Raw genomic sequence first — 19,035 nt, forward strand, 5'->3', positions numbered from 1 at the left:
CAGGGGCACGGAGGCACCATGCCCATCAAGCTCCACCTCGTCTTCCGCGATCGCGTCGGCATCGTCGCCGACCTGTCGCGGCGCATCGCCGACCGCATGTTCAACATCGTGTCCATGGAAGTGGACCGCGTGGACGACCTGGCCCATGTCTACGTGGAGGTCGAGAACCGCGAGGCCGACGCCGCCCCGACGGACCTGGCGCAGGCCCTGGCCGACATCCCGGGGCTGACCAGCTCGCGGCCCATCGACACCCTGCCCCAGGAGGAACAGGCCCGCAGACTGCGCGTGGTCCTGGACAACATCGCCGACTGGGTCATCGCCGTGGACGCCGCGGGGCGCGTCACGACCATGAACGCCGTGGCCTGCGAGATCCTGGGCCTGGAGCAGGACGAGGTCCTGGGGGGCGACCTGCGCGAACTGGGCCTGTCCGACGCATCCATCCTCGAAGGCCTGCAGGGCCGCGAGTGGGCGGACGTGAAGAAGACCCTGGTCACGCCGTCGGGACGGTTCCAGTACTTCGCCACCTGCCGCCCCATCCGCGACGGCGACGGGCACATCATCGGCGCCGTGGAGATCGCCCGGGACATGCAGGAAATCCGCATGCTGGCCCGCAGCATCTCCGAGCCCTCCCAGATCAGTTTTTCGGACATCGTCGGCCAGGACCAGGCCATCAACAACCTCATCGGCTACGCCCAGCTCATCGCGGCCACGGACTCCATCGTCTGCATCCGCGGCGCCTCGGGCACGGGCAAGGAGCTCTTCGCCCGGGCCATGCACACGGCCAGCCGCCGCCCCGGCCCCTTCGTGCCCATCAACTGCGCGGCCCTGCCCGAGCATCTGCTGGAAAGCGAACTCTTCGGCTACGTCGGCGGCGCCTTCACGGGCGGCCTCAAGGACGGCAAGGCCGGACTCTTCGAGGTGGCCGGGGAGGGCACGGTCTTTCTCGACGAGATCGGAGACATGCCGCTGTCCTCCCAGGCCAAGCTCCTGCGCGTCATGCAGGACCACTGCGTGCGCCGCATCGGCGGGTCGAGGGAGATCCCCATCCGGGCCCGGATCATCACGGCCACCAACCGCAACCTGGAAAAGATGGTCGAGGACGGCTCCTTCCGCCAGGACCTCTACTACCGCATCAACGTCCTGCCCATCCACATCCCGCCCCTGCAGGAGCGCCCCGGCGATATCGGCCTGCTGGCCGAGCACTTCCTCTTCACCCTGGCCTCGCGCATGGGCCGGCCGGCCAAGGCCATCGGGCCCGAGGGCCTGGCCAAGCTGCGCGCCCACCACTGGCCGGGCAACGTGCGCGAGCTCAAGAACGTCATGGACCGCGCGGCCATCCTCTGCCCCGACGACGTCATCGGCGAGCGCTTCGTCATCCTGGCCCACGAACTGGGCGACCGCGTCCCCGGCCAGGCCGCGCCAGACGTGCGCCCCGAACCCGGGCAAGCCTTGAAGACGCAGTTGGACAGGCTGGAAAAGGACATTCTGGAGGTGGCCCTGAAGCGCGCCCGCAGCGTGCGCAAGGCCGCCCAAACCCTCGGCCTGTCCCACACGGCCATCCTGAACAAGATCAAGAAGCACGGCCTGCGGGTGACGCGGCCCCTGCGCGTGGAATAGGGCGCGGTGCTGCCAGGGCACTCGTGAAAACAATTATCCCCCTTTTGCGTTGAACCTATCCACATGATAACAAGCCAACTCATGAACGAAGGCGCCAAACAATCCCGACGATCCATCCTCATCATCGAAGACGAGGAGTTCATCCGCCTGACCGTCGCCGACCATCTCAAAGACAGCGGGCACGGCGTCGACGAGGCCGCAAGCGGTGAGGAAGGGCTGCGACTGCTTGATACGGATCGTCACGAAACCGTGCTTCTCGACTTGCGGCTCGGCGACATGGACGGGCACGCCATCCTGGCCGGAATCCGGGAGCGATCCGCCGAAATCCCGGTCATCATCGTTTCCGGAGCCGGCGACATGCACGATGTCATCAAGGCGCTGCGCGCGGGGGCGTCGGACTTTCTGACCAAGCCGATCCTTGATTTCGCCCTGCTCGATCTGGCCCTGGAAAAGGCCTGGGAGCGGCTCGACCTCCTGCGGGAGCGCCGCGAGTACGCCCACGAGCTGGAGAAAAGGGTTCTCGAACGGACTGCCGAGCTGGCGGAAACCAACAGCAGACTGCAGGAAAGCGAAGCGCTCTTTCGCCAACTTGTGGAAAATATAAAGGAAATATTCTGGCTCCAGCAACTTGACCCCCCTCGCATGCTCTATGTCAGCAAGGCCTGCGAAGACATTCTCGGCATAACCGAGGGCGTCATCCTGGCGGACATCAAGAACCTGGCCGACCGCATTCATCCCGACGACCATGCGCGGGCATGGGACTTCTTCCGGCTCAAGACCCTGGAAAACCCTGTCGATGAATACTTCAAGTTCATCAGGCCCGACGGGGAGATCCGTTGGCTCCGATCCAAGATTTTTCCCATCGCCAACGCCGACGGGGCGGCCACCCGCGTCGCCGGCATCACCGAAGACATCACCGAACGCATCGCCTCGGCCGAAAGGGAAAAGGCCAGCCAGCGCCAGCTCATCCAGGCGGACAAGCTGATCTCCCTCGGCACGCTCGCGGCGGGCGTGGCCCATGAAATCAACAACCCCAATCATCTCCTGCGCTTGAATGCCCGGGCAATGGACCGGATCTGGAGCCTGCTCCGCGGTCAGCTTGATGAATCGATCCCCGAAATATCCACCATCTCCATCGGCGGCATGACCATGGGAGAGCTCGATGCGGAAATCCCGCGCCTGCTGGGCGGAATGATCGGAGCCTCGGACCGCATCCGCGACATTGTCCAGCACATGAAGGATTTCGCCCGGCCGGACTCCGTGGGCACCGACCTGCCGGTCAACGTGGGAGGGGTCCTGAACGACGCCATTTCCCTGCTGCACAACAAGCTCAAGAACGCGACCGACCACCTGGAGATCGACATCGAGGAGGATCTGCCGCCAGTGCTGGGCAACTATCAACGACTGGAGCAGGTCTTCATCAATCTCATCATGAACGCCGCCGAAGCCCTCCCGGACAAGAATGCAGGCATCCATGTCCGCCTGCGCATGAAAAACCCGCGCCAAATGGAACTGACCGTCCGAGACGAAGGGACCGGCATCCCCGCGGAGGTGATGGAACACATCTTCGACCCCTTCTTCACTACCAAGCGCGACTGCGGCGGGCTCGGACTCGGCCTTGCCATCAGCAAGACCATCATCGACTCCCATGGCGGAAACCTCAGCTTCGAACCGGCGGAAAACGGCGGAACCCTGGCACGGCTGACTCTGCCGACAACGGAGAAGGACGCATGAATCTGTATCCCGCACATCCCGTCCTCCTGGTGGACGATGAAGAGGAAATCCTGACCAGCCTGAGAATCACGCTTGCCCTGGCCGGAATCACGAACACCATCCTCTGCCCCGACGGTTCGGCGGCGCTGGACATGGCCAGGGGACAGGAAATCGAGGCGGCTCTCCTGGATGTGCTCATGCCCGGACGCAAGGGCGACGAAATCCTCGAAGGGCTCCTGAACGTCCAGCCCGACCTGCCGGTGATCATGGTCACCGGCGTCGACGACGTGGATCTCGCCGTTTCCTGCATGCGCAAAGGCGCCTACGATTACATCCGCAAACCCGCCGACCCGGAGCGCATCGTTTCGGCCCTGACCAGGGCCTTCGAACTTCGCACCATGCGCCGGGAGCGCCGCAACCTTTCCGCCGGGTTCCTGAACCCGGCGCCGCCCAAGTCCGAAGCGTTCAGCGAACTCGTCACGCACAGTCCGGCCATGCTGCGCATCTTCCAGTACTGCGAGGCCATCGCCGCAAGCCCGGAACCGGTCCTCATCACGGGGGAAACCGGGGTGGGCAAGGAGCTTCTGGCCAGGGCCATCCACGTTGCCAGCGCCCGCAAGGGAGAGTTCGTGGCCGTCAATGTGGCCGGACTCGACGACCAGGCCTTCTCCGACACGCTCTTCGGCCATGTCCGGGGGGCGTTCACCGGCGCGGACCGGGCTCGAGGCGGGTTCATGGAGCGGGCTGCTGGCGGCACGCTTTTTCTCGATGAAATCGGCGACCTGCCCCTGCAGGCCCAGATCAAGCTGTTGCGCGTCCTGCAGGAACGGGAATTCTACCCCATTGGCTCGGACCGTCCCAAACCCCTGACCGCCAGAATCATTTCGGCGACCAACCGATCTGAGGGCGAGTTGAGCGACACGCAACGCTTCCGCTCGGACTTCTATTTCCGCATCGCAACCCATTCCCTGACCATCCCGCCCTTGCGGCACCGCCCCGAAGACATCGCCCTTCTGACGGATCACTTTCTGGCCCAAGCCGCCCGGACGTACGGCCACGAGATCGAAATGCCCTCCCGCTGGCTCGAACTCCTTCGGAAGTACGCATTTCCCGGCAACATCCGAGAGTTGCGCGCCATGATCCTCGACGCGGCGGGAAGGTCCCGCAATGGCCAGCTCTGCCTGGACGCCCTGGCCGAGAAATTGTCCCCAGCCCAGCCCGCACGGCGCTGCGCCATGCCGGATCAGATGTTTTCAGGCTTTCTGGAGCTGCCCACCCTGCAGGAAGGCTCGGAGGCCCTTGTCGCCGAAGCGATGAAACGCGCCGGCGGCAATCAGCGGCGGGCGGCCATGCTTCTCGGCATCACGCCGCAGGCCCTGAACTCGCGCCTCAAACGCCGGTCGTCCTCCCCGGCATAAAGATACGTTGATTCCGTTCCAAAATCTTGAGTTCCCTTTCCCGTCCCCCGTGCACAGGGCCGCCGGCCGGCGCCGACCTGGAAAAATAAACATATCTTGATCCCCTCTTCCCGACCCCTTCACGCATCTTCGCCCAACGCCTTGTTCTGATTCAGTTTTTATCTCAGGAAAATATGGCACGCCTCTTGGTTATCGGCAACCAGGAGGTGCCCTTGTGGTCACATCAATTCACACCCAAATACCTACAGTCCTGCTCATCGACGACGAGCGGATGTACCGCCTGATCGTAGGCGATTACCTCCGCGACAGCGGGTACGCAGTTCTCGAAGCGGAATCCGCGGCCGAGGGCATGCGCATCTTCGAGAACGTCCAGCCGGATATCGTCATTACCGACCTGCGCATGCCGGGAGGCAACGGGAACCAGGTCGTCACGCGCCTGCAGAATATAGCACCCGAAACTCCGGTCATCATCATTTCCGGAACAGCCAATCTGGAAGAGGCGCTCGGCACGCTACGCGAGGGAGCCTGCGATTTCATCCCCAAGCCGGTTCGGGAGATGGACCGCATCAAACAGGCCATCGACGCGGCCATGAACAAGGTGCGCCTGAACCAGGAGAGCCGGTTCATCAAGCGCGCCCTGGAAGAAGAGATCGCGCAGCGGACGTGCGAGTTGCGGGAACTCAACGCGCAGCTCAAGCACGCCCTTGAATCCACGGTCAACGCCCTTGGCGTCATCGTGGCCCAGAAGGACCCCTACACCGCCGGACACAACGAGCGCGTGGCGCGCATCGCCATGGCCCTGGGACATTCCATGGGCCTGGCCCAGAATCGCATCGAAACGCTGCGCGTTGCCGGGAACCTGCACGACATCGGCAAGATCAGCGTCCCGGAAGAAATTCTGAACAAACCGGACAGACTCACTCCGGAAGAGTACGAACAGGTCAAGATCCACCCGGAAACAGGGTTCGATATCCTCAAGGACATCCCCTTCAACGGGCCGGTGGCCGAAATCGTGCTCCAACACCATGAACGCTACAACGGCACGGGCTATCCGCGCGGACTCAAGCGCGACGAGGCCCTGCTCGAAGCGCGCATCCTCTCCGTGGCGGACATCTACGAAGCGCTCACCTCGGACCGACCCTACCGGCAAGCCATTCCCCACGATCAGGCCATGGCCCACATCATCCGCGAAGCCGGAAACCAGGTCTGCCCCCTTTGCGCATGCGCGTTCGTAGCCGCCAACAAATCCGGGGCGCTGCTCGCCATCGCCGAAAACGCCTCTCCCGGACAACGTCCTGACTGCGGAGCCAAGCTCCCGTGAACGTCAGTAGATGTATGAAAACCTCAATACGCATGACCTGTTACGGAGCATAGCCATGACCCTTCGCATCAAACTCTTATCCATCGCCATCATCGCCATCATCGGTTTTTTGTGTGTCTTCCTCGTCAACGAGTACGGGGCGCACAGAAAGGACAAGGCGGCCCTGCTGCTCGAAGAAGCCACGGACGTGCAAATCGGGATGCTGGAGGCGCGCAGATCGGAAAAGGATTTCTTGGCCCGAAAAGACATGAAATACGCGACAATCGTCTCCGAGACGACGGCAAGAATCCTGGACGAGCTTGACCATGTTAGCGCGGAACCGGCCCTGCGCGACAAGGCTGCCGTCATCAAGGGATTGATGAACGAATACCTGACCCATTTCTCAACGGTCGTCCAAAACGAACAGTTGCTGGGCCTGAACGAAAACGAAGGTCTGACCGGCGAATTGCGGTCAAGCATACACGAAGTCGAAGAACTCATATCCGAGCGCAATAATGACTCTTTGAACGCAAGAATACTCATGCTGCGTCGGATGGAAAAGGATTTCATGCTGCGAGGTGACATTGCGTATGTAAAGTCTTTCCAAAATGAAATGCTGCGCATGCGTACCCTGACAGGAGATGTCCTGGCAGATGACCCGCAAACCATGCAGATTGTCAGCGAACATTTATCGACATACGAAAAAGCATTCACGACATACGCCAAAGAAGTGGAGGCCATGAAGGAAACGCAGGAGCAGTTCCGGGATATTATCAGACAAACGGAACCGCTTATCGAGGAGCTTGCCGCGACAACGCATCAACTCATCGAAGATCAGCAAAAATCCATCCGCCGGTTCACCATTATCGGAGTGCTGATCTTTTCGACCCTGACGCTGGGAGTCATCGCTCTGGTGATGCGTTCCATCACGGCGCCCCTGAATCATCTGGCCGCCCAGAGCCTGAAAGTCGCCCAAGGGGACTACACGGTGTCCATCTCCTACAAGGTCAAGGACCCCATCGGGCATCTGGCGGATTCCATGAACACCATGATCGAGCGCACCAAGGCCATGCTCGCGGAGATTACCGCCGCCACCCAGACCTTGGCCGCATCCTCATCCGAACTCTCCACCATTTCGGGGCAGATGACGGCAGGCGCCGGCCAGACCGCTTCCATGGCCGCCACGGTCAACACATCCGCCGAAGAGGTCAGCGCAAGCATGAACTCTGTTTCCGCGGCCATGGAGCAGGCCACCAGCAATATGGGCACTGTGGCCGCGGCCGCCGAGGAAATGTCCGCCACCATCCAGGAAATCGCCCAGAACTCCGAACGCGCCAGATCCACGACATCCAGCGCCGTCGACAAGGCCCGGGAAACCTCCGGAAAAGTCAACGAACTGGGCCTGGCGGCCAAGGAAATTTCCACCGTCACCGCAACCATCGCGGCCATTTCCTCCCAGACCAATCTGCTGGCCCTGAACGCCACCATCGAGGCGGCCAGGGCGGGAGAATCAGGACGCGGATTCGCGGTTGTCGCCAACGAGATCAAGGAGTTGGCTCAGCAGACGGCCCGCGCCACTGAGGACATCCGCGAAAAGATCACGGACGTTCAAGAGGTTACCGCCGGAACCGTGCATGAAATCCAAGAGATCACAGGGCTCATCCACGAGATGAACGACATCATCGGCGCCATCGCCACGGCGGTCGAGGAGCAGTCCGTAACCACCCGCGACATCGCCGAAAATGTGGGCCAGGCCTCGGCGGGCATTACGGAAATAAATGAAAGCGTCGCGTCGAGCTCTGCCATGACCAATTCCATCAACGCCGACATCGCACAAGTCCGCATGGCATCCGACGAGATGAGCGTCAGCAGCCGCACCGTGCAGGAAAGCTCCACGGAGTTGTCGCAACTGGCGGAGCGACTGGCGGATCTTGTCTCACGATTCAAAATATAATCCAACGCATCAAAACAAAAACAGACAAACTCAAGGAGCACTACAATGCAATGGTTCATCGACATGCGCATCATGAACAAGCTTTTACTCTCGTTTGGCATCATCCTGTCCATCATGGCAGGCCTTGGATGGTTTGCAAGCATCCAAATGGCCGAGGTCAATGACAAGTCAACGGAGATAAGCCACAACTGGCTCCCCAGCGTTCAGGCCTGCGGCGAACTCAATGCGATGATCCGCGAGGTCCGCATCGCTGAATATGGGCATGTCATTTCTGAAGACGAAAAGAATATGGCTGAATTCGAAAAACGCATTGAGCAATACACAGCCACGATGCAGCATGTCAGATCCGAATACGAAAAGCTCCCCAGCCTGGAAGAGGAAAGTCGTCTTTACAAAGAATTCGAGCAGCATTGGGATCTCTACATGAAAGAACACGTCACGGTCATGGCCTTGTCCCGCGACATGCAGACCCAAGAGGCGATCAAGGCCATGCGCGGGGCATCGCGAACCGAATACTACGCGGCCAAGGAGGCTCTGGACAAGATCATCCAGATCCAGAAGAGCGCTTCCGACGCCGCCAGCGCCGAAGGCGACGCGATTTACGCCCACTCCCGCACATCCATCATCGTCGCCAATGTCGCCGCCATCATTGCCGGATTCCTGCTGGCTTTTCTCGTGGCCCGGATCATCACCCGCCAGCTGGGCACGGAACCCGGCGTCATCGCGTCCGTCGCGGACCGGGTCGCCGGCGGCGACCTGACCGTCTCCTTTGGCGACACCGCGCGCCACATCGGCGTCTACGCGGACATCAAGCGCATGTGCGAACGCCTGCGCGAAATCGTGGCCGAGGTACAGAGCGCCTCTGAAAACGTGGCCTCGGGGTCGGAGGAAATGAGCGCTTCGGCCGAGCAGCTTTCACAGGGCTCAACGGAACAGGCTGCTTCCGTCGAGGAAGTGTCCTCCAGCATGGAGCAGATGGCCTCCAATATCCGGCAAAACGCCGACAATGCCGCGCAGACGGAAAAGATCGCTCTCAAGGCGGCCCAGGACGCCGACGTGAGCGGCAGGACAGTGGTCCAGGCCGTGGACGCCATGAAGAAGATCGCTGAAAAGATCTCCATCGTCGAGGAGATTGCCCGCCAGACCAACCTTCTGGCCCTTAACGCCGCCATCGAGGCCGCCCGCGCCGGCGAGCACGGCAAGGGCTTCGCCGTGGTCGCGGCGGAAGTGCGCAAGCTGGCCGAGCGTAGCGGCTCGGCCGCGGCCGAGATCAGCGACCTGTCCTCTTCCACGGTGACCGTGGCCGACCAGGCCGGGCAGATGCTGGTCAAGCTCGTCCCGGACATCCAGCGCACGGCCGAACTCGTGCAGGAAATCTCGGCCGCCTCCAACGAGCAGAACGCGGGCGCGGAACAGATCAACAAGGCCCTGCAGCAGCTCGACCAGGTCATTCAGCAGAACGCCTCGGCCTCCGAGGAGATGGCCTCCACATCCGAAGAGCTGTCCAGCCAGGCTGAACAGCTGCAAAGCACCATCGGCTTCTTCCGGCTCGGCACGGGCAGTGCCAAGGTCGTCCGCCAGGCCCCTCGCCGGAGCACCCCTCAGACTGCCCGCAAAGCCCCCAAGGCACTGGTCGCCAGAACCCCTGCCAGCGGTCTGGCCCTGGACATGGGCCGCGATGACGAAGACGACGAATTCGAACGCTTCTAACCAGAGGACGAGACGACCGATGAACGACAACACCATTCTGCAATACCTGACCTTCGGCCTGGGTGACGAGGTTTTCGCCCTGGAAACGGGTTGTGTGCGCGAAGTCATCGAACTCGTGCCCGTGACCCGCATTCCCAAGACTCCTCCCTTCATGCGCGGGGTCATCAACCTGCGCGGCCACGCCGTGCCCGTAGTGGACCTGCGCATCAAGTTCGACCTGCCGCAGGTCGAGGACACGGTGAACACCTGCATCATCATCGTGGATGTGGAGATCGAGGGCGAGAAGTGCCACATGGGCGCCATCGTGGACTCCGTGCTCGAAGTCTTCGAGATGGCAAACGACCAGATAACCCCGCCACCGCGCATGGGCACGGCCATCCGCCCGGATTTCATCCGCGGCATGGGCAAGCAGGGCGACGAGTTCATCATGATCCTCGACATCGGCAAGGTCTTCTCCCCCGAGGAGCTTTCCCTGCTGAGCAATGCCGAGACCGATGACGCGGATGCCTGACGGGTGCGCCCTCCCGGCGCGCCCAACAGGCAATCCCCCATCGCCCCCCTCATACGAACCGCTCCCATCGGCATGGCGACCCGATGGGGCGGCCCTTGCAGCCACAAGCCAGGAGGCTTCGGTGTTTTCCTATTCTGTCGACAATGTTCAGGGCCGCCCTGTCGTAAGGCTCGTTGGAGATCTCACGCTGGAGCATTCCAGGGATATCCTTTCGGAACTGCTGGCCAGCCTGTCCGCGCACAGCGACATAACGATCGATCTGGGAGAGTCGACGAAAAGCGATCTCTCCTTTTTCCTGATTCTGTACGCCCTGCTCAAGCATCCGACCGCAAACATCAGATTTGCGCGCGTGCCCGGGCATCTTTTCGACAACGCCGAGACCATCGGGGCGGACGATCTCATGAAGGAGCTCTCGACCCGTATGGAGAATAACACATGAGCAAGACCAGAACACTGCTGCGCTAGTCCCTCGATCCCGGAGCCGTACATGCCCAGAGAAGAAATGCACCGTCAGATATTCAAGGAAGAAGCCCGGGACCTCCTGGGCGAGTTGGAGTCCTCCCTCCTCGAACTGGAGGAGGACCCGAAAGACTCGGAAGTCATCAACAGGGTCTTCCGGGCCATGCACACCATCAAGGGTTCGGGCGCCATGTTCGGCTTCGAGGACATCGCCTCCTTCACCCACGAGGTCGAGACGGTCTTCGACCTGGCCCGCAACGGGCAGATCGCCGTGTCCAAGGAACTCCTGAACCTGACCCTGCTGGCCCGTGACCACATCCTGGCCATGCTCGAAGGCGAGGACCAGGGCGGCGAGGCCAGGGCCAGGGAGGTCATCGTCGGCCTCAAGGCCCTCACCCCGGCCACGGAGGAGCTTCCGGCCGTCCCGGAAGCCGAAGAGCCCCCCTGCTGCGACAAGGCCCCGGAGCTGGCCGCCTGGCGCATCCGCTTCGTCCCGGCCCGCAACATCTTCATGACCGGCACCAACCCGGCCGCGCTGCTCGAAGAACTGTGCGAGATGGGCGAACACCACGTCATCATGCACACCCGCGACATCCCGGAGCTCCCCGCCCTGGACCCCGAGCAGTGCATGGTCTTCTGGGACGTCATCCTGACCACGACCCGCAGCGAGGACGAGATCCGCGACGTCTTCATCTTCGTCGAGGAGGACTGCGAGCTGGACATCCAGAAGGTCGGCAGCTGCCAGACCATCGACGAGGAGTCCTACCAGCTCATCGGCCAGATCCTGGTCGACAAGAACGACATCACCAAGGACGCCCTCGAACGCATCCTCCTGGAGCGCAAGCCCATCGGCCAGCTCCTGTCCGAGGCGGGCCTGGTCAGCCGCAGCCAGGTCGAGGCGGCCCTGGCCGAGCAGCAGGAGGTCAAGCGCCTCAAGCAGACGGCAGGCGCCGAAGTCCAGACTTCGAGCATCCGCGTGCCGGCCCAGAAGCTCGACTTCCTGGTGGACCTCGTGGGCGAGCTGGTCACGGCCCAGGCCCGGCTGACCCAGTTCGCCAGCGAACAGAACGACCCCAGGCTGCAGGCCATCTCCGAGGAGATCGAACGGCTGTCCGACGAACTGCGCGACAACACCCTGGGCATCCGCATGCTGCCCATCGGCACGACCTTCAGCCGCTTCAAGCGTCTGGTGCGCGACCTGTCCCAGGAGCTCGGCAAGCGCATCATCCTTGAGACCCACGGCGAGGAAACGGAACTCGACAAGACCGTCATTGAGCGTCTGAGCGACCCCCTGGTCCACCTGTTGCGCAACAGCATCGACCACGGCATCGAGAGCCCCGAGACGCGCGTCTCGCGCGGCAAGAACCCCGAAGGCCGCATCGTGCTCTCGGCCGAACACTCGGGCGGCGAGGTGCTCATCCGCATCATCGACGACGGCGCGGGCATTGACCCCGACCGCGTCCGGGCCAAGGCCGTGGAAAAGGGCCTCATCGCGCCGGACGCCCTGATCTCCGACAAGGACGCCCTCATGCTCATCTTCGCGCCGGGCTTCTCCACGGCCGAGAAGATAACGAACGTCTCGGGCCGGGGCGTGGGCATGGACGTGGTCAAGCGCAACATCGACGCCCTGCGCGGACGCATCGCCATAGAAAGCACGCCCGGGGTCGGCACCGCCATTACCGTGCGTCTCCCCCTGACCCTGGCCATCATCGACGGCCTGCAGGTCCAGGTCGAGGACAGCTCCTTCGTCCTGCCCCTGTCCGCCGTGGAGGAATGCGTGGAACTGGTCCGAAAGGACAAGGGCCGCGCCGATCTCATCAACCTGCGCGGCCAGATGGTGCCCTATGTCAGCCTGCGCAATGGCTTCGACATTCCGGGCCGGATTCCGGACATCGAGCAGGTCGTCGTCTGCAACACCCTGGGGCAGCGTATCGGCATTGTCGTGGACAGGGTCGTCGGGGAGCACCAGACCGTCATCAAGAGCCTGGGCAAGGTGTACCAGGACATTCCCGGCATTTCCGGGGCGACCATCAAGGGCGACGGGAGCATGGCCCTCATCCTCGACGTGGAGGCCCTGGCCGGGGTCCAGCCGCAAACACCGGCATCACGCATCCCGGCGTAGCGGCAGCGAGATGACGAACTTGGCCCCCCGGCCTTCGCGCGACGTCGCGGTGAGATGTCCGTGGTGGTTGTTGGTGATGATGAAGTAGGACACCGAAAGGCCGAGCCCCGTTCCCTCCCCGACCTTCTTGGTCGTGTAGAAGGGCTCGAAGATGCGTGAGAGATCGTCTTTGGGGATGCCTGGCCCGTTGTCCTCCACCTCGATCACCGCCCAACCCTGCATCTTTTTCGTGCGCAGCGTCAGGGTCGGGTTCTGCGTTCCGGCCCGGGCCATGGCCTGGGCCGCATTGCGCACGAGGTTCAGCAGAACCTGTTCGATCTCCGTGCTCACGCAGGACACGAGCGGCAAATCGGCGTCATACTCCTTGACGATGTTCAGCCGTCTGAAGTCATAATGCTTCTTCAGATCGAAATCCTTGCCCGCCAGCTCCAGTGACTTGGACACGATGGCGCTGATGTCGTTGGATGAGAATGTCCGTTCGCTGCGCCGGCTGAAGGAAAGCATGTCCGCCACGATGGCCGCTGCACGTTCGCCCGCTTCACGGATTCCCTGAAGGTAGCGGAAAATGTTCCGCTCTTCGAGGAAGCCGGCTAGGCTGTGCAAATCCAGCCCGTGCAGCCTGGCCGCCTCGATATTGGAAACCGAGGACGGATCGAGCCTGCGCCCGATGTTTTGCGCGGCCTGCACGATGATCCCCAGAGGATTGTTGATCTCATGCGCCATTCCGGCCGCCAACCCTCCCAGAGACTGCATCTTCTCCGTCTGGATCATGAGCTGCTGCATGCGCTTCATCTCCCGCAGATCCCGGATCACGGCAAAGACGCTCGGCTTGCCGTTTATGTCGATGACCTGGCATGACAGCAGGCAGACGATTTCCTCGCCGGTCTTGCGGAACGCGGCGAATTCATAGTCCCGGATCGTTTCGTTGGCATTCAGCAGTTCGTACAGGCGCTCCCGCACTTCAGGCGTCTGGTAAATCCCGAGTTCGAGGGTCGTCCTGCCCAGGACCTCTTCCCGAGCATGCCCGAAAAGGTCGACAAAGGCCTCGTTGACGTCCTGAATGCGCTGCGTGTCCAGTTCAAAGAGCACGATGGCGTCCGGGGAAAGGCGGAATATGCTCGCGAACTTCTCCTCGGACTGCCGCAGCCTGTCCTCGGCAGCCTTGCGCGTGGTGACGTCCTCGATGGTGCCGTCGAGATAGGCGGGGCGGCCTGTATCGTCGAACTGCAACGAGGCGTTGATGACGGCATAAAACGGCGAGCCATCCTTGCGCTTGAATTCGATGTCCCTGCGGATGCCCGCCGGCGAGACGAGCAACGACTCAAGCATTTCCCGGCGCGTTTCGGGATGCGGGTAGATGTCCGTCTCCAGATTCTCCACTGCCGCAAGAAGTTCCTCCCTGTCCTGGTAACCCAGCATGCGGGCGAGGGTCGGGTTGGCCTCCAGAAATCGCCCCGTGTAGCTGGTACGGAAAATCCCGATGGGCGCGTTGTTGAAGATGGCCCGATACTTCTCCTCGCTCTGCATCAAGGCCCTTTCCGTGCGTTTGGCATCGGAGACATCCTGGATGATCCCAAGCACTCGCTGCGGCGTGTCCCGAGTCTTTTCGAAGAACTGCCCATACTCGAACACATCGGCATACGAACCATCATTGCGCCGCAGACGGTACTCGATGACATACCTCTTTCGCTGCGACAGCGCCTCCGCGAAAAGAACCGTCGCCCTCTCCGCGTCCTCCGGATGGAGCAACGCCGTCCAGACGTCGAGGCCGCCCGTCATCTCCTCCGGGTCGTACCCCAGCACATCCAGCATGCTCCCGCTCCAGGTCAGGATGTCATGGTCCACATCATATTCGTAGAACGTCAGCTTGGCGGCAGCCGTGGTCAGATCGAATTTTTCCCGCCAGCGTTTGACGCTCTGTTCCGCCTCCTTGAGCGACGTGACGTCCACTGCTGTGGACAGGTTGTATGGTTGCCCCGCCACGGAAACCCGCGCGGCAGAAAACAGCAGATGCCGCGCAGTTCCGTCTGGCCTGACCATCCGCGTCTCTACGTTGCTGAGACGCCCTTCCCGCTCGAGCATGGCTCTGAAGCGTTGTATTTCATCACTTCCCGCGGCGAGGTCCGTCGCCGAAAAACCGAGCACCGCTTCCCGCGAGATGCCCCACCGGGTCAAAAATGCAGCGTTGACATCAACATACGTACCGTCGAGCCGGTTGAATGCAATGGAATACGGCGAGTTGTCGAAAATGGCTTGAAATTTCTCCTCGCTTTCGCGTCGCGCCAGCGTCTGTTCCACGCCCTCCTCATGCGCTGATTGCAGCTCGCGTCGGCATGTTTCCAACGAATCCTGAAGTGATCGAAATCGGGCACGGACACGAAAAGCCAGACAGAACAGAAGCACTCCTGCGCACAAGGCGGACAGGCTTGCAAGGAAAACAGCAGGACTCGTGTCGGAAAGCACCGCGGAAGAAAAAAACGCGTTCATCACGTCCAAGAGAGCATCCTCCACTCTCGAAGCATCATTGGCCCAGCAGACAACAAAAGCTGCAATCGCACACCATCCTGCATTTTGGCAGAGCCGGCAAAGAAATTAACAGTTTTGAGATGCCTGCCCATACACAAAGAAGCTCACGATGAAAACGATGAAATGTTGTCCGGAGGCGTGCGGCGGCAGGATGAGCCGGGAATCGGCCAACCCCGGAAACGCGCCGCTCGTTCGCCCTTGCAGGAGAACCCGATAGCGAGTCACCGGAAAAATCCGGCCCGTCCAGAAGGCGCCGGAGATCCGAGGCTTGCCAAGCCCACCCCTTCGTGGTCATAGCGACCGCATGCCCGCCAGCCACCGTTTTATCCGCTTCCGGTCCCGCCGGCACAGGCTCCTGCGCATGTACCGGACCGTGGCCGATTTCACCTACGATCTCGAAGTCTGGGTCGGCCCCGCCGGGAACCTGCTCTACATCTCGCCGTCCTGCAGTCGCGTGACGGGCTTCGAGGCCGACGACGCCCTGCGCGATCCGGGGTTCTTCGCACGCATCATCGCGGCCGACGACTTCCCGCGCTGGCGGCAGGCCATGGACGTGCGGGGGGACATCCCCTCCATGGATTTCCGCATCCGGCGCCGGGACGGCACGGAGATCTGGCTGGCGCAGGAAACGACGCGGGTCTTCGACCCCGGGGGCCGGTTCGAGGGCTGGCGCCTGTCCCTGCGCGACGTCACGGACCGGGTCAGGACCCGCATGTTCCTGGACCAGGCCAGGCTGCACCTTGAAGAGCGGGTGCGGGAGCGCACCGAGGAGCTCGAGGTGTCCCGCGAACGGTACCGGGCTCTGTCGGGCTACCTGCAGGACAGCATCGAGAAGGAGCGCGGCCGCATTTCCCGCGAGATCCACGACGTGCTCGGACAGGACCTGACCGCCCTGAACATGGGGCTGCACCGTCTGGAACGCTCATTCCCGCAAGGGGACGCCCGCCAGGGGCAGGTCGCCGAACTGCGCGGCCTGGTGGCCGGCACCCTGGAGACCGTGCGCCGCATCTCGCGCGAGCTGCGGCCGCCCATGCTCGATGAGCTGGGCTTCGCCGAGGCCGTGGCCTGGCTGACGAGAACCTTCGCCCAGAGTTCGGGCCTGCGCATCGACCTCAAGGCCGGCCCCATCCCCGACCTGTCCACGGAACAGTCCACGGCCCTGTACCGGGTCCTGCAGGAGGCCCTGACCAATGCGGCCAGGCATTCCGGCGCCTCCTGCATCGACGTGCGCGTGCAGGCATCCGACGCGGTCCTGACCCTCGACGTGTCCGACAACGGGGTCGGGATGACCGCAGGCCGGACCGAATCATCCGACTCACTGGGCATCATGGGCATGCGGGAACGGATTCGCATGGTCGGCGGAACCCTTGAAATCACAGCCCCGGCGGCGGGCGGAACAACCATTTCAGCCAGGGTTCCCCTGGCACGGGAGGCCGGGCCATGCGCATCCTGATCGTCGACGACCATGCCGTAGTCCGCCGCGGCACCATGAACATCATCGCCGACCGCTTCCCCGCGTGCGCCTTCTCCGAGGCCGGGACCCTGCACGAGGCCCGGCTCGTGCTGGAAAGCGCGGCCTTCGACCTCGTCATCCTCGACATTTCCCTGCCCGACGGCAGCGGCCTCGATTTTCTCGAACTCGTGCACCACGCGCGGCCGGGACTGCCCGTCATCGTCCTGTCCATGCACCATGAAACCGAGTACGCCCAGCGCTGCATGAGCCTCGGCGCCCGCGGCTACCTGAGCAAGAACTCGGCCCCCGAGGAATTGGAGGAGGCCATGACCTCGGTCCTGGACGGCGGAATGTTCGTCAGCCCGTCCCTGCTCGGCACGGGGGAACGGATGGACGCCCTGGACGGCCTTTCACGCCAGGAGCGCGAGGTCGCCCGCCGCCTGGGCCGGGGCGAGACCATGACCCAGATCGCAGCGGCCCTGGGCGTCAGCGTCAAGACCGCCAGCACCTACCGCACCCGCGCCATGCGCAAGCTGGGCATCGCCACCACATCCGCCCTGATCCGCTACCTCCTGGAACGCAGAATCCCCGGCCTGTAGAGCCCTGTCGGAATCGTCCGACAAGGTTGCGTCCCGCCGTCCCACGGCTATCCTCCACGCAAACAGGAAGGATGTCATGGAACAGATAGGCACGTTGCTGCTGCTGGCCGGGGCCCTGGGCCTCGTCCTGTCGATGCGTTTGCTTGGGCGCCGCAGGCCGGCCAGGCTGCTGAACCGGAATTTCGATTTCGGCGAGGCCAAACGATTCGAGAATTCGCGGTGAGCATGACTGAAGAGGAATTCGAGGTACTGGCCTTCGACCCGCCGCACCTGGGCATGCCGGGCAGGCCGTCGTCCTGCGGACGCAACGAGGACGATGGGCGGTTCGTGGAGATATTCCTGACCGTGGAAGCCGGACGGGTCATCGACGTGGGCTTTCTGACGAACATCCCGGGCGACGGACTGGTCTGCGCGTCCCTGTGCTGCGACGCGGCCCTGGGCCGCACGCCCCAGGACGCCGCCACCCTGGACACGGAGGCCTGCCTGGCCAGACTGCCCGAAAGCTGCCGGCTCAGGATGTCCGAGGCCGGCCTGCCGGACTTTTGCCTGCAGGCCATGCACCGGGCAATCCGGCCGGGCGACTGAAACGCATGCGATATTTTCCCTGGAACCGGATTCCCTGCCACGTCTCCAAAGTCTGAAAACTCGACGGCCTCACCTGCAAAGCCGCAGGAAAAACCCACGGATTCCGGCGTCAGACCTCAGCACGTTACGCGCCATGGCCATGTACTCTCAGCTCAAACCTGACCGAAATCCCAGGCGTAAAGAAAATTTGATCATTCCAAAAAGTTGATTCCCCGCCTCTGCCTCCGCCGCATCAACTCTCAGCCGCCTTCCCCTGCCGCTCACATCAAGATTGATTGATGCGCCGCCCCTGCCTCCCGCACGCCATATGACGTCAACCTGCTGAATTTTCAATTCTTGCAGCATTTCGTGTTCTGGCACTGCTCTTGATCAGGGAAACCGCCTCGGCTGGGAGCAGCCTCGAAGGACTCGCCATGTTCCTCGACATCAGCACGATCTTCCCGCCCGAAGGGCTTCAGGTAATGCCCCCGCATGGACCTGAGACACGCACCGGGCTGAAACGAGGGGAACCCGGCTGCATACCGGGCTGACCGTTCATCCGTCATTGAGCCCTTCGGCGATATGGCGGGGCGTTCCCCCCTGCCCGACAGACTCGTCGAAAGGACATAACGACCCGAATCAAGGAACACGCATGAGCAAGACAATAATGACCGTGGATGACTCGGCCAGCGTCCGGCAGATGGTCAGCCTGACCCTCAAGGACGCCGGCTACTCGGTCATCGAGGCCTGCGACGGCAAGGACGCCCTGGCCAAACTGACCGACCCCGTGGACATGATCGTCACGGACCTCAACATGCCCAACATGGACGGCATCGAATTCATCCGCAACGTGCGGGCCAAGGCCCAGTACAAGTTCGTGCCCATCGTCATGCTGACCACGGAATCCCAGGCCGACAAGAAGGAGCAGGGCAAGGCCGCCGGCGCCACGGGCTGGATCGTCAAACCCTTCAAGCCGGACCAGCTCCTGGCCGTGGCCAGGAAACTGCTGCGCTGACTGCCGATCAAGGAGCGCCTGTGCCCAGAAAAGAACTGAAACGGACACCCTGCATGACGGCGAAAAGGGCGAAA

15 protein-coding genes are annotated in these 19,035 nt (G+C 62.5%); 14 read left to right on the forward strand and 1 reads right to left on the reverse strand.

The window, feature by feature from the left end:
* Positions 1-18: 18 nt before the first annotated feature.
* The 9 genes from G394_RS0103890 to G394_RS17860 all read left to right on the forward strand — a co-directional run bounded on the left by G394_RS0103890 (position 19) and on the right by G394_RS17860 (position 12,804).
* A complete protein-coding gene (locus G394_RS0103890) occupies positions 19-1,617 on the forward strand; it encodes a sigma 54-interacting transcriptional regulator (RefSeq protein ID WP_028576537.1) in 1,599 nt (532 codons plus the stop codon).
* 63 nt (positions 1,618-1,680) lie between these two features.
* The gene (locus G394_RS19965; RefSeq protein WP_084435291.1) at positions 1,681-3,351 is read left to right on the forward strand and encodes a hybrid sensor histidine kinase/response regulator; all 1,671 of its coding nucleotides are present in this window, start codon (positions 1,681-1,683) and stop codon (positions 3,349-3,351) included.
* A complete protein-coding gene (locus G394_RS0103900) occupies positions 3,348-4,748 on the forward strand; it encodes a sigma-54-dependent transcriptional regulator (protein WP_028576538.1) in 1,401 nt (466 codons plus the stop codon). Before G394_RS19965 ends, G394_RS0103900 begins: the two co-directional genes overlap by 4 nt.
* A 214-nt stretch (positions 4,749-4,962) precedes the next feature.
* Complete coding sequence (locus G394_RS17850; protein ID WP_156902413.1) at positions 4,963-6,069, forward strand: HD domain-containing phosphohydrolase; 1,107 nt, start codon at positions 4,963-4,965, stop codon at positions 6,067-6,069.
* A gap of 55 nt (positions 6,070-6,124) precedes the next feature.
* Positions 6,125-8,002: a methyl-accepting chemotaxis protein gene (locus G394_RS19970; RefSeq protein ID WP_051306927.1), complete on the forward strand. Its 1,878-nt coding sequence runs from the start codon at positions 6,125-6,127 to the stop codon at positions 8,000-8,002.
* Between the two features lie 45 nt (positions 8,003-8,047).
* Positions 8,048-9,712, forward strand: a complete 1,665-nt coding sequence (locus G394_RS0103915; RefSeq protein ID WP_028576539.1) for a methyl-accepting chemotaxis protein — start codon at positions 8,048-8,050, stop codon at positions 9,710-9,712.
* 19 nt (positions 9,713-9,731) lie between these two features.
* Positions 9,732-10,223 carry a chemotaxis protein CheW gene (locus G394_RS0103920; RefSeq protein ID WP_028576540.1) on the forward strand — a complete coding sequence of 164 codons (492 nt, stop codon included), beginning with the start codon at positions 9,732-9,734 and terminating at the stop codon, positions 10,221-10,223.
* 121 nt (positions 10,224-10,344) lie between these two features.
* Positions 10,345-10,662 carry an STAS domain-containing protein gene (locus G394_RS0103925; protein WP_028576541.1) on the forward strand — a complete coding sequence of 106 codons (318 nt, stop codon included), beginning with the start codon at positions 10,345-10,347 and terminating at the stop codon, positions 10,660-10,662.
* A 48-nt stretch (positions 10,663-10,710) separates the two neighbouring features.
* A complete protein-coding gene (locus G394_RS17860) occupies positions 10,711-12,804 on the forward strand; it encodes a chemotaxis protein CheA (RefSeq protein WP_043774666.1) in 2,094 nt (697 codons plus the stop codon).
* On the opposite strand, the gene G394_RS19975 is transcribed toward G394_RS17860, so the two are convergent.
* Positions 12,787-15,102 carry a PAS domain-containing sensor histidine kinase gene (locus G394_RS19975; RefSeq protein WP_051306928.1) on the reverse strand — a complete coding sequence of 772 codons (2,316 nt, stop codon included), beginning with the start codon at positions 15,100-15,102 and terminating at the stop codon, positions 12,787-12,789. The genes G394_RS17860 and G394_RS19975 overlap by 18 nt on opposite strands.
* A 532-nt stretch (positions 15,103-15,634) precedes the next feature.
* On the opposite strand from G394_RS19975, the gene G394_RS19980 reads away from it, so the two are divergent.
* From G394_RS19980 to G394_RS0103960, 5 genes are all read left to right on the forward strand, one after another.
* Positions 15,635-16,783: a PAS domain-containing sensor histidine kinase gene (locus G394_RS19980; protein ID WP_084435297.1), complete on the forward strand. Its 1,149-nt coding sequence runs from the start codon at positions 15,635-15,637 to the stop codon at positions 16,781-16,783.
* Entirely contained in the window at positions 16,771-17,382 is a 612-nt protein-coding gene (locus G394_RS0103945) for a response regulator transcription factor (RefSeq protein ID WP_028576542.1), read from the forward strand. Before G394_RS19980 ends, G394_RS0103945 begins: the two co-directional genes overlap by 13 nt.
* A gap of 76 nt (positions 17,383-17,458) precedes the next feature.
* Positions 17,459-17,605, forward strand: a complete 147-nt coding sequence (locus G394_RS21055) for a hypothetical protein (protein ID WP_156902419.1) — start codon at positions 17,459-17,461, stop codon at positions 17,603-17,605.
* Positions 17,602-17,967 carry a hypothetical protein gene (locus tag G394_RS0103955; protein ID WP_028576543.1) on the forward strand — a complete coding sequence of 122 codons (366 nt, stop codon included), beginning with the start codon at positions 17,602-17,604 and terminating at the stop codon, positions 17,965-17,967. The genes G394_RS21055 and G394_RS0103955 overlap by 4 nt, the downstream gene beginning before the upstream one ends.
* Positions 17,968-18,598: 631 nt before the next feature.
* Positions 18,599-18,961, forward strand: coding sequence for a response regulator (locus G394_RS0103960; RefSeq protein ID WP_028576544.1), 363 nt, complete (start codon positions 18,599-18,601; stop codon positions 18,959-18,961).
* The last annotated feature ends 74 nt before the right edge of the window (positions 18,962-19,035 follow it).

This window comes from Desulfomicrobium escambiense DSM 10707 (assembly GCF_000428825.1).
GTDB classification, from domain to species: domain Bacteria; phylum Desulfobacterota; class Desulfovibrionia; order Desulfovibrionales; family Desulfomicrobiaceae; genus Desulfomicrobium; species Desulfomicrobium escambiense.